Annotated in this window: 8 protein-coding genes; all 8 read left to right on the top strand. The window is 72.7% G+C overall.

What is annotated here, in order from left to right; translation table 11 throughout:
* The first annotated feature begins 38 nt into the window (after positions 1–38).
* Positions 39–596 (top strand): DUF5987 family protein, encoded by a 558-nt coding sequence (locus tag ACGFMK_RS33970; RefSeq protein ID WP_392772044.1) that lies wholly within the window; start codon positions 39–41, stop codon positions 594–596.
* Complete coding sequence (locus ACGFMK_RS33965; protein ID WP_392772041.1) at positions 593–2,245, top strand: GMC family oxidoreductase N-terminal domain-containing protein; 1,653 nt, start codon at positions 593–595, stop codon at positions 2,243–2,245. Before ACGFMK_RS33970 ends, ACGFMK_RS33965 begins: the two co-directional genes overlap by 4 nt.
* A 27-nt stretch (positions 2,246–2,272) precedes the next feature.
* On the top strand, positions 2,273–3,067 hold the full coding sequence (locus tag ACGFMK_RS33960; RefSeq protein ID WP_392772038.1) for a TIGR03084 family metal-binding protein: 795 nt from the start codon (positions 2,273–2,275) through the stop codon (positions 3,065–3,067).
* A gap of 154 nt (positions 3,068–3,221) precedes the next feature.
* Entirely contained in the window at positions 3,222–9,047 is a 5,826-nt protein-coding gene (locus tag ACGFMK_RS33955) for an SDR family NAD(P)-dependent oxidoreductase (RefSeq protein WP_392772035.1), read from the top strand.
* Positions 9,044–9,496, top strand: coding sequence for an acyl-CoA thioesterase (locus ACGFMK_RS33950; RefSeq protein ID WP_323336586.1), 453 nt, complete (start codon positions 9,044–9,046; stop codon positions 9,494–9,496). The genes ACGFMK_RS33955 and ACGFMK_RS33950 overlap by 4 nt, the downstream gene beginning before the upstream one ends.
* 3 nt (positions 9,497–9,499) lie before the next feature.
* Entirely contained in the window at positions 9,500–10,075 is a 576-nt protein-coding gene (locus ACGFMK_RS33945; RefSeq protein ID WP_392772032.1) for a flavin reductase family protein, read from the top strand.
* A 53-nt stretch (positions 10,076–10,128) separates the two neighbouring features.
* Entirely contained in the window at positions 10,129–10,308 is a 180-nt protein-coding gene (locus ACGFMK_RS33940) for a DUF6222 family protein (protein ID WP_392772029.1), read from the top strand.
* Complete coding sequence (locus ACGFMK_RS33935; RefSeq protein WP_392772026.1) at positions 10,305–12,020, top strand: acyl-CoA carboxylase subunit beta; 1,716 nt, start codon at positions 10,305–10,307, stop codon at positions 12,018–12,020. Before ACGFMK_RS33940 ends, ACGFMK_RS33935 begins: the two co-directional genes overlap by 4 nt.
* Positions 12,021–12,029: the final 9 nt, after the last annotated feature.

The following is a 12,029-nucleotide window of genomic DNA, read 5'->3' as shown; positions in this document are numbered from 1 at the left end:
GCGCTCTACTTTGGACAGTTTGCTGAGGAGGCAGGCCGGTGGCAGGCGAAGAAGAGGACAGGGTCCTGACCCTGGAGGCGTACGCCGACACGATCGTGCCGGGTGAGAAGCGGTTCCCGGAGGATCGCGCGGTGGCCGGCGCTTCGCCGGGGCCGGGCGCGGTGGCGGCGGGTGCGCTGGACCTGATCAGCTGGGAAGCCACCGGCATCACCGCCGGTCTGCCGTACCTCGCGCAGTCGCTCAACGACCACGCGAAGTCCTACGCCGGTGAGGTCGAGCTGGAGATCGACACCGACGTCCCGCCGTTCGTGGCGCTCCCGTACGAGCACCGGCGGGCGCTGGTGACCCGGCTGACCAAGCCCGGCCACCCGGAGAAGGACGGGTGGGTGAGCCTGGCGATGTTCTGCAACATGGCCTTCGACAGCGCCGCCCACCTGCCCACCGCCCAGGCGATCCGGGACGGGCACCCGGGGCTGCTGGCCCTGGGCTACAAGCCGCCGGACGCGGACGGGTTCTGGCGGTTCCCGAAGTTCTCCTACGGCCGCAAGCTGGCCGAACCCCACCCCGACACGACGCCCTCCGGGAGTCCCGCATGAGTGCGATGGAAAAGACCGACGTCGTCGTAGTCGGCAGCGGCTTCGGCGGCTCGATCCCGGCGTACCACCTCGCCGCGGGCGGGGCGAAGGTCGTCGTCCTCGAGCGCGGGCCGTGGCTGGCCGCGGACGAGGTCGAGCACGACTACGCCCTCGGCTCGTCCTACACCCGGGCGTTCGACTTCGTCGCCGGTGACGGGATGAGCATCCTCGGCGGCAACTGCGTCGGCGGCGGCAGCGTCGTCTACTTCGCGGCGATGCCGCGGGCGCCGAAGTTCGTCTTCGACCGCCACGGCAGCATCGGGCGCCGCATGTGGCCGTCCGTGATCAGCCGGGACACGCTGGAACCCTGGTACGACCGGGTGTCCGAGTCGATCCCGGTGTCCCAGCAGGACTGGAACGACGTCTCGTACGCCGGTGGGCTGTGGGCCGCGGCCTGCGACCACTCGGGCCGGACGGCGAACCCGGCACCGGTGGCGGTGGACAACGACAAGTGCGTCAACTGCAACTTCATGATGGCGGGCTGCCGGTTCGACGCGAAGCGGTCGATGCTGACGAACTACCTGCCGGCCGCGCTGGCGCACGGCGCGCAGATCCGGCCGCTGCACGAGGTCGAGCGGCTGGAGCGGACCGAGAACGGTGACTACCGCGTCCACTACGACCTGATCGACGAAGAGGACTACCGGGTGCACACCGGCACCGGGGTGATCGAGGCGAAGATCGTCATCATCGCCGCGGGCGCCGGGGCGACGCCGGTGATCCTGCAGCGGTCCGAAGCGGCGCTGGGCACGATGCCGCACGCCGTCGGCCGGTACTTCTCCGGCAACGGCGAGCGGCTCAACACCGCGATCATCGACGAGGACCGCGTGCGCGAGGTGCTCGGACTGTCCCGTGAGGACGGTGCGGTCTACGCGGCCAACCACATCGGCAAGGGCCCGACGGTGGCGAACTGGGACAAGCTCGACGGCTCGCTGCCGGAGTACGAGCGGTACTCCCTGGAGCAGCTGTACTTCCCGCCCGGGCTCGGCACCATCCTCGCGCAGGCGCCCGGCGGCGAGGAGCCGCGGTGGTTCGGCGCGGAGAAGAAGGAAATCCTCAAGCAGTGGTCGAACTGGCTGACGATCTTCCTGATGACCGAGGACGACAACGAGGGTGTCTTCGGCACCCCGCCGCCCACCGGCAACGCCTACCGCATCTCGCAGCAGATGCTGGGCCGCGGGTCGCTGCGCTACGACCCGACGCCGAACACCCGGCGCGGCTGGGCGCTGGCGGACGCGGACTGCAAGGCGATCATCGAGAAGGACGGCATGGCGAAGGTCGCGCCGTGGACCAACGACGTCGTCGGCGCCTACACCGTGCACCCGCTGGCCTCCTGCCGCATCGGGGACGACCCGGCGACCTCCGCGCTGCACCCGAACCACGAACTGCGTGACCACGCCGGCATCTTCGTCACCGACAGCGCGTCGGTGCCGGGCGCGCTGACGGTGAACCCCGCCATGACGATCGCCGCGCTGGCCGAGCGGGCCGTGCCCGGCATCGTCCGCGCGCTGGCCGCCCGTGGCGTCGACGTCACCTACGGCGCCCCGGCGCCCGACGGCTCGATCACCGGCCGCCGCGCGGTTTCCAAGCTGGACCTGGTGGCGGGCAGTTGAGCCGGCCCAACGAGAGGACAGGACAACGTGACTGACACGACGGGTGTGCTCGCCGACCTGACCGCCGAGGCCGCCGAGGTCGACGCGCTCGTGGCCGGCCTCACCGAAGCCGAGTGGGAGACGCCGACGCCCGCGCCGGGCTGGCGGGTCCGCCAGCAGATCGCCCACCTCACCTTCATCCTCCGCATCGCCGGCCTGGCCGCCGCGCAGCCGGAAGCCTTCGTCGCGATGACGAAGTCGCTCACCGGCGGGCTCGACGTCGCCGTCAACGCCGCGCTCAAGGAGTTCGAGCACGACCCGGCCGAGGTGCTGCTGACGAAGTGGCGCGCCGACCGGGACAACTCGATCAAGGCGCTGTCCGCGGTCCCGGGCGACCAGCTCGTGCCGTGGCTGGTGAACCCGCTGCCGCCGTACATCCTGGCGTGCGCGGGGATGATGGAGCTGTTCGGGCACGGCCAGGACATCGCCGACGCGCTCGGCGTGCGCCCGGTGCGCACCGACCGGCTGCGCCACCTCGTCGGGTTCGCCGTGCGCGTCCGCGACTTCGGGTACGAGGCCAACGGGCTCACGCCGCCGGAGACCGAGTTCCGGTTCGAGATCACCGGTCCCTCGGGCGCGCTGTGGACGTTCGGGCCCGAGGACTCGCCGGAGCGCGTGACGGGCGGGGCCGAGGACTTCTGCCTGCTCGTGACCCGGCGCCGGCACCGCGACGATCTCGGCCTGCGGGCCGAGGGTGCGCTGGCCGACCAGTGGCTCGACATCGCGCAGGCGTACCGCGGCCCGGCCGGCGAAGGCCGGGCGCCGGGCCAGTTCGCCGACTGAGCGTGCTTCCGTCCACTGTGGACTTGAGCGCGGATTGTCGCTGCGTGCGGCCTGTGTGGCCGCGGGCATGCAGAAAGAAGACACAACCGGCAGGCCGGGCCATGCTGGACCGGACCGGTTATCGGGGCACGAGATCCAGTGGGAGTGCGGTGGCATGAGCGGTGAGCGGATTTCGATCGTGGGTATCGGTCTCCGGTACCCGGACGCAGGTTCACCGGAGGAGCTCTGGGAGAACGTGCTGGCCGGCCGCCGGGCGTTCCGGACGCTGCCCGACGAGCGGATGAACCGGGCGGACTACTACTCGCCCGATCCCAAGGCGCCGGACCGGTTCTACGCGCAGAAGGCCGCGGTGCTGCGCGACTACGAGTTCGACCGGGTCGCCCACAAGGTTGCCGGCAGCACGTTCCGCTCCACCGACACGACGCACTGGCTCGCCCTCGACGTCGCCGCGGCGGCCCTCGCCGACGCCGGCTTCCCCGAGGGGGAGGGCGCGCCGAAGACGGCCACCGGCGTCGTCGTCGGCAACAGCCTCACCGGCGAGTTCTCCCGCGCCAACGTCCTGCGGCTGCGCTGGCCCTACGTCCGGCGCACCGTCGCCGCGGCGCTGAGCGAGCGCGGCTGGGGCGACCAGGAGACCGGGGACTTCCTGCGGGAGCTGGAAGTCCAGTACAAGGCGCCGTTCCCGGAGATCAACGAGGACACCCTCGCCGGCGGCCTGGCGAACACCATCGCCGGGCGCGTCTGCAACCACTTCGACTTCGCCGGCGGCGGTTACACCGTGGACGGCGCCTGCTCGTCGTCCCTGCTGTCGGTGGTCAGCGCGGCGAACGCGCTGGTGCAGGGCGACCTCGACGTCGCCGTCGCCGGCGGCGTGGACCTCTCGATCGACCCGTTCGAGGTGATCGGCTTCGCGAAGACCGGCGCGCTCGCCAAGCGGGACATGAAGGTCTACGACGCCGACTCCAACGGCTTCTGGCCCGGCGAGGGCTCGGGCATGCTCGTCCTGATGCGCGAGAGCGACGCGATCGAGCAGGGCAAGCGGATCTACGCCTCGGTCGCCGGCTGGGGCGTTTCCTCCGACGGCAAGGGCGGCATCACGCGGCCCGAGGCGGCGGGGCACCGGCTCGCGCTGAAGCGCGCCTACACCCGGGCCGGCTACGGCGTCGAAACCGTGTCCTACTTCGAGGGCCACGGCACCGGCACCGCGCTCGGCGACGCCACCGAGATCGAAGCCCTCTCCACCGCCCGCCGCGACGCGGACCCGCTGGCCAAGCCGGCGGCGCTCTCGACGATCAAGGGCAACATCGGGCACACCAAGGCCGCCGCCGGCGTCGCCGGGCTGATCAAGGCGACCCTGGCCGTCTACCACCAGGTGATCCCGCCGGCCACCGGCCACTTCGACCCGCACGAGTCGCTGGTCGGCGACTCCGCGCGGATGTACGTGCCGAGCGACGCCGGGCTGTGGCCGTCGGACCAGCCGGTGCGCGCCGGTGTGTCCGCGATGGGCTTCGGCGGCATCAACTCGCACATCACGGTGTCCGAGGCCCCCAACGCGGCCCGGCGCGCGGAGCTCGACGAGCGCTCCCGCAGCCTGGTCGCCGGCCGGCAGGACGCCGAGATCCTGCTGTTCGACGCCGACGACGTCGCCTCCCTGCGCGGCCGCCTCGCGGCGCTGCTCGAGACGGTGCCGAAGCTGTCCTTCGCCGAGCTGACCGACCTGGCCGGCGCGCTCGCCGGTGAGCTGTCGGGCAAGCCGGTGCGGGCCGCGGTCGTCGCGGCGAACCCGGAGCAGGCCGAGCGCAAGCTGACCAAGCTGCTCGAGCTGCTCGAAGAAGACGGCTCGGTGTTCGAGGGCGTCGACGGGATCTTCTGCAGCTCGCGTCCCACCGAGCCGAAGATCGGGTTCCTGTTCCCCGGCCAGGGTTCGGGCCGTGGTGGCGACAGCGCGCTGCGCCGCCGGTTCGGCGTGGCCGCCGAGATCCACGACGCGGCGGGGCTGCCGGCGGTCGGCGACCAGGTCGCCACCGACGTGGCCCAGCCGCGGATCGTCACCGGGTCGCTGGCCGGGCTGCGCGTGCTGCGCTCCTTCGGCGTCGAAGCGAGCACGGCGACCGGGCACAGCCTCGGCGAGCTGACCGCCCTGCACTGGGCCGGCGCGGTCGGCGAGCGTGAGGTGCTGAAGCTCGCCAAGATCCGCGGCCGCGTGATGGCCACCGAGGTCGGCCCCGGCACGGGCGCGATGGCGAGCATCGTCGCCTCGCCCGGCCGGACCGAGGAGCTCGGCCTGGGCACCGACGTCGTCATCGCCGGGTACAACGCACCCCAGCAGACGGTGATCTCCGGGCCGGTCGCCGCGGTCGACCGCGTGGTCGCCCAGGCGAAGGCCCAGGGCGTCGGCGCGGCGCGGATCAAGGTGTCGCACGCGTTCCACTCGCCGGAGGTCGAGCCCGCCGCGACCGCGATGATCGAGCGGCTCGGCGAATTCGACTTCGCGCGGCTCGAGCGTCCGGTGGTCTCCACGGTGACCGGCGACGTGCTGCACGCCGCGGAGAACCTGCCGGAGCTGCTGCGCGAGCAGATCGTGCTGCCCGTCCGCTTCCGCGAGGCGGCGGCGAAGGTCGCCGAGCGCAGTGACCTCGTGATCGAGGTCGGCCCCGGCCGGGTGCTCACCGGCCTGTTCGAGGAGATCGCCCCGGGCACCCCGGTGCTCGCGCTCGACACGGACAACGGCTCCCTCGCCGGTGTCCTGCGGGTGCTCGGCGCGGCGTTCGCGCTGGGCGCGCCGGTCACCCTCGAGCAGCTGTTCGCCGGCCGCGTGGTCCGCGACCTGCCGGCCGACGGGAACTTCCGGTTCCTGGCCAGCCCCTGTGAAGAGGCGCCGGCGATCGACGCCGAGCTCGCCGCGGAGGTGGCGGCCGAGCGGGCCCAGGCCGACGCGTCCGAGACGGCCGACACCGGCAGCAGCACGCTCGACCTGCTGCGCAAGCTCGCGGCCGAACGGGTCGAGCTGCCGCTGGAGGCGGTCACCGCCGACACGCACCCGCTCGACGACCTGCACCTGTCCTCCATCACGGTCGGGCAGCTGGTCAACGACGTCACCCGGGCACTGGGGCGTCCCGCGCTCGAAGGGATGCCGAACTTCGCGACGGTCTGCCTCGGCGAGCTCGCCGAGATGATCGACGAGCTGGCGCAGACGGCCAAGCCGGCCGACGCCGCCGGCAAGGGCGAGGCGCCCGGCATCGGGCCGTGGGTCCGGCCGTTCGCGGTCGAGTACCTGCCGGCCGCCCGGCCGGCGGCGGACATCGCCGCGGGCGAGGTGGCCACGCAGTGGCAGGTCTTCGCGACGCCGGGGCACCCGCTGGCCGAGCCGCTGCGGAGCGCGCTCGCCCGCAGTGGCGCCGGTGACGGGGTGCTGCTGTGCCTGCCCGCCGACTGCGACGAGAGCCACGTCGGGCTGTTCCTCGACGCGGGCCGGGCGCTCATGTCCGCGCCCAACGGCACGCGGTTCGTCGTGGTGCACCACGGTTACGGCGCGTCCGGCCTGGCGAAGACGCTGAGGCTGGAGGACCCGTCGGCGAAGACCACGATCGTCGACCTGGCCGACCCGTCCCCGGCGGAGCCGGAGGCGATCACGACGGCGGTGACGACGGTCGTCGCCGAGGTCGCCGCCACGACGGACTTCATCGAAGCCCGTTACGACGCCGAAGGTGCCCGCACGGTGCCGCGGCTGGTCGGGATCCCGGCGGCGCCGGCCGAGCCGAGGACCGACACCCTCGACGGCTCCGACGTCCTGCTGGTCACCGGTGGTGGCAAGGGCATCACGGCGGAAAGCGCGCTGGCGATGGCGAAGGACTCCGGCGCGAAGCTGGCGCTCCTCGGGCGCAGTGACCCCGAAGAGGACGCCGAGCTGGCGGAGAACCTCGACCGCATGGAGGCGGCGGGCATCCGCCACCGCTACGAGCGGGCCGACGTCACCGACGCCACGGCCATCGCCGAAGCCGTCGCCCGGATCCAGGCCGACCTCGGCCCGGTCACCGCGGTGCTGCACGGCGCCGGCCGCAACGAGCCGGCCGCGGTGTTCAGCCTGACCGAGGACGCCTTCCGCAAGACGCTCGCGCCGAAGATCGACGGCCTGCACACCGTGCTCGACGCGATCGACAAGGACCGCGTCAAGCTGCTGATCACCTTCGGCAGCATCATCGGCCGCGCCGGCCTGCGCGGTGAGGCGCACTACTCCACGGCGAACGACTGGATGACCGAGGCGACCCTGCGCTTCGGCCGGGAGCACCCGCAGGCGCGGGTGTTCGCCCTGGAGTGGTCGGTCTGGTCGGGCACGGGCATGGGCGAGAAGCTCGGTGTGGTCAGCGCCCTGATGCGCGACGGCATCACGCCGATCCCGCTCGACGAGGGCATCGCCATCCTGCGCCGCCTGCTCGCCGACCCGGCCGCGCCGCCGGTGCTCGTCGTCTGCGGCCGGATGAACGGCCTGCCCACGCTGCCGATCCAGCGGCGCGAGCTGCCGCTGACCCGGTTCATCGACCGGACGGTCGTGCACTACCCCGGGGTCGAGCTGATCACCGAGGCGGAGCTGTCCGCGGGCAGCGACCCGTACCTGACCGACCACCTGCTCGACGGCCAGCTGCTCTTCCCGGCCGTGCTGGGCATGGAGGCGATGACCCAGGTCGCGACGGCGACCCTCGGCCGCGGCGGCACGCCGGTGCTCGAGGACGTCGAGTTCCTCCGGCCGATCATCGTCTCGCCGGGCAAGTCGACCACGATCCGGCTGGCCGCGCTCGCACGGGACGGCGAGACCGTGGACGTCGTGGTCCGCAGCGAGGAAACCGGCTTCAGCGCGGACCACTTCCGGGCCCGGCTGAACTTCGCCCGCCCGGAGGTGCTCGGGGAACCGGCGCCGCGGACCGTCGCGCTGCCGGCCGTGCCGGTGGACCCGATCCACGAGCTCTACGGCTCGGTCCTGTTCCAGGGCAAGCGGTTCCAGCGGGTCGTCGGCTACCGCCGGGCCAGTGCCCGGCACGCCGTCGCCGAGATCGCGACCACCGCGAACGTCTCGTGGTTCGCGCCCTTCCTGCCGCAGGACCGGCTCCTGGCCGACCCGGGCACCCGGGACGCGATGATGCACGCGATCCAGTGCTGCGTGCCGGACGCGACGCTGCTGCCGCAGAGCATCGAGAAGCTCTACCTGGCCGCGCCGGGCGAGCAGCATGACGAGTACGTCCTGCTCGACGCCCGTGAGCGGTCCCAGGACGGCGACAGCTACCTCTACGACCTCGACGTCCGCAACCCGGACGGCACCCTGGTCGAGCGGTGGGAGGGCCTGCAGCTGCGGGCGGTGCGCAAGCGCGACGGCGCGGGCCCCTGGGTCCCGTCGATGCTCGGGTCCTACCTGGAGCGGGCGTGCGAGCGGCTGCTCGGGGGCACCCGGGCCGTGGTCGTCGAACCGGATCCGGCGGACCGCGCGGTGGAGGGCATCGCCGAGCGGCGCGCCCAGACCGCGCTGGCCGCGGGCCGCAGCCTCGACCGCCCGGTCGAGATCCGCTACCGCCCGGACGGCAAGCCGGAGCTCGACGGCTTCGAGGTGACGGCGTCGCACACCTCGCAGCTGACGCTGGCCATCACCGGCAGCGGGCAGCTCACGTGCGACGTCGAGACCGCGGTCGAACGGACCGAAGAGGACTGGGCCGGCTTGCTGGGCGAAGAACTCGTCGCCGTCGGCAAGCTCCTCGCCGCGGACACCGGCGAAGCGGTCACGGTGGCCAACACCCGGGTCTGGAGCGCGCTGGAGTGCGTGCGCAAGACCGGCGAGATGACCCAGGCACTCACCGTGCGCCGGGTCGAGGCCGACGGGTGGGCCCTGCTCGCCTGCGGCGACGCCCTGATCGCCACCTGGTCGACCACCATCGACGACCGGCCGGACCCGGTGGTCTTCGCCGTCCTCCACGCAGAGGGGAACCGAGCATGACCGGCTACTACGAGATCCGCCACACGGTCGGCTTCGAAGAGACCAACATGGTGGGCAACGTCTACTACGTCAACTACGTGCGGTGGCAGGGGCGCTGCCGGGAGATGTTCCTCGTGGAGCGGGCCCCGGCGGTCCTGGAGGACATCCGCGGCGACCTGAAGCTGTACACGCTCCGGGTCGAGTGCGAGTTCTTCGCCGAGATCACCGGGTTCGACGAGCTGTCCATCCGGATGCGCCTGGAGGAGCTGACCCAGACGCAGCTGCAGTTCACCTTCGACTACGTGCACCTGCACCCGGACGGCGAGCGGCTGGTGGCGCGCGGGCGGCAGCGGATCGCGTGCATGCGCGGGCCCAACTCCGCGACCGTGCCGGTGCGGGTGCCCGAGGCGCTGCTGGAGGCGCTGGCGCCCTACACGACGGCTTCGGCACGCAACGGCAAGGGAGCGTGACCAGTGGGCTCTCCAGGAGCGAACCCCGTCGAACGGCGTCCGCTGCAACGGCTTTCGAAGTCGAAGACACACCGCGCGCTTTCGCCGCAGCCGGCCCTGCGCCAGGTGATGGGGCAGTTCGCGACGGGCGTCACGGTCCTCACCGCCGGCGGTGACGACGCGCACGGGATGACCGCGAACGCGTTCTCGTCGGTGTCGCTGGACCCGCCGCTCGTGCTGTGCTGCGTGTCCAAGGCGGCCCGGATGCACGCGTCGATCGTCACCGCCGGCTCGTTCGCGGTGAACTTCCTGGCGGCGGACCAGCAGCGGCTGTCCGAGTACTTCGCCGACTGGCGGCGGCCGGACGGCATGGCCCAGTTCGAGTCCGTGGGCTACACCCCGGGCGCGAAGACCGGCGCGCCGCTGCTCACCGGCGTGCTGGCGTGGGTCGAATGCGAGCTCACCCAGGTGATCGAAGGCGGTGACCACTCGATCTTCCTGGGCCGCGTGGTCACCACCGGACGCGGCACGGCCGAGCACGCCCTCGTGTTCTACGGCGGCGGCTACCACCACGTGGACGGCGAGGCCCGCGCGGCGTGAACGGACCAGGTCCCGGCGGAACCGGGGCCGCATCGACAAGAGGAGGCTGAGCCATGACCGCCAGCGACGCAGGTCGTCCGGACGCCCGTTCACCCATGGAGACCCCGGTGCCGCCCGCGCCGGTCGAGGCGACCGTGCGCCCGCTGCCCCGGCTCGGCCGGGGCGTGGTCTGGTCGGACATCGTCGCCGAGATCGAGCACGACCTGCAGGAGCGGATGAGGGATGCCGCGTGAGCGGTTCCCTCGACGGCGGCGCACGCCGCGCCGACGAGGCGGACGTCGTGCCCGTGCCGTCCGAGAGCCGCACCGGGCGTCGCCGTCTTCCCCGGACCGGGGAGGGCGGCGACGCCCAGGTGATCGCCCTCACCCCGGCCCCCGCCCCGGCGGCCGACCGGGTGCCCGGCATGCAGTCGCTGCGGCAACGGCGTCGCGAGCTGCAGGAGCACATCGCCGAGGGCAAGCTCGACGCGGTGCGGCGCCAGCACTCGCTGGGCAAGCTCACCGCCCGTGAACGACTCGCGCTCCTGCTCGACGAAGACTCCTTCGTCGAGCTCGAGCCGTACCGGCGGCACCGCTCCTCGGGACCGGGGCTGGCCGGGAACCGGCCCTACACCGACGGCGTCGTCACCGGCTCCGGCACGGTCGACGGCCGCCGGGTTTTCGTCTACGCGCAGGACTTCACGCTCTTCGGCGGCTCGCTGGGGGAGGCGCACGCGGCGAAGATCCACAAGATCCTCGACCTCGCGATCGCGAACGGCGCCCCGGTGATCGGCCTGAACGACAGCGGCGGCGCGCGCATCCAGGAGGGTGTGCTCGCGCTGAACGGTTACGGCGGGATCTTCCGCCGTCAGGTCGACGCCTCCGGCGTCATCCCGCAGATCAGCGTGATCCTCGGGCCGTGCGCCGGCGGTGCCGCCTATTCGCCGGCGCTGGCCGACTTCACGTTCATGGTGCGCGACACCGCGCGGATGTACCTGACCGGTCCCGACGTCGTCGAGGCCGTCACCGGACGGCGCGTCAGCCACGAGGAGCTCGGCGGGGCCGACGTGCACGGCACGCATTCGGGCGTCGCCACGGTGGTGCACGACGACGAGGAGGACTGCCTCGCCGACGTCCGCTACCTGATCTCCCTGCTGCCGTCGAACTACCTCGAGCCGGCGCCCGCGACGGCCCGGACCGGCGCGGTGGACGACTACCGGCCCCGGCTGGCGGAGATCGTCCCGCCGGCGCCGAACCAGCCCTACGACATGCGCGAGGTGTTCGCCGAGGTCGCCGACGACGGCGAGTTCTTCGAGGTGCACGCCGGCTGGGCGCGCAACGTCCTGTGCGCGCTCGCGCGCGTCGACGGCCGCGTGGTCGGGCTCGTCGGCAACCAGCCGGTGGTGCTCGCCGGCGTGCTCGACGGGCCGGCCGCGCAGAAGGCCGCGCGGTTCGTGCGGTTCTGCGACGCCTTCGGCATCCCCCTGGTCAGCCTGGTCGACGTCCCGGGTTTCCTGCCCGGCGTGGAGCAGGAGCGGAGCGGCATCATCCGCCAGGGCGCGCAGCTGCTGCACGCCTACTGCGAGGCGACCGTGCCGCGGATCCAGGTGATCCTGCGCAAGGCCTACGGGGGCGCGTACATCGTGATGGACTCGCGGTCCATCGGGTGCGATCTTTCCCTGGCGTGGCCGACGAACGAGATCGCGGTGATGGGCGCCGAGGGCGCGGTCAACGTGCTGTACCGCCGGGACCTCGCGGCCGCGGCGGACCCGGCGGCGCTGCGCGCCCGGCTCGTCGCGGAGTACACCGAGGAGTACCTCAACCCGCAGTACTCGGCCGAGCGCGGCCTGGTCGACGACATCATCGACCCGGCCGACACCCGCGCCGCGATCGCCCGCGGGCTGGCGATGCTCCAGGACAAGCGCAAGCCCGGACCCTCCCGCAAGCACGGCAACCTGCCGATCTGACGGAGTTGT

The sequence above is a fragment of the Amycolatopsis sp. NPDC049252 genome (assembly GCF_043197175.1).
In the GTDB taxonomy this organism is placed as follows: domain Bacteria; phylum Actinomycetota; class Actinomycetes; order Mycobacteriales; family Pseudonocardiaceae; genus Amycolatopsis.
This window is presented reverse-complemented; position numbering and strand designations above follow the sequence as displayed.

Bases quoted from the DNA above. Each gene is read 5' to 3' on its own strand.
- ACGFMK_RS33965 (WP_392772041.1), top strand. From the start codon at position 593: ATGAGTGCGATGGAAAAGACCGACGTCGTCGTAGTCGGCAGCGGCTTC.
- ACGFMK_RS33940 (WP_392772029.1), top strand. From the start codon at position 10,129: ATGACCGCCAGCGACGCAGGTCGTCCGGACGCCCGTTCACCCATGGAG.
- ACGFMK_RS33955 (WP_392772035.1), top strand. From the start codon at position 3,222: ATGAGCGGTGAGCGGATTTCGATCGTGGGTATCGGTCTCCGGTACCCG.
- ACGFMK_RS33950 (WP_323336586.1), top strand. From the start codon at position 9,044: ATGACCGGCTACTACGAGATCCGCCACACGGTCGGCTTCGAAGAGACC.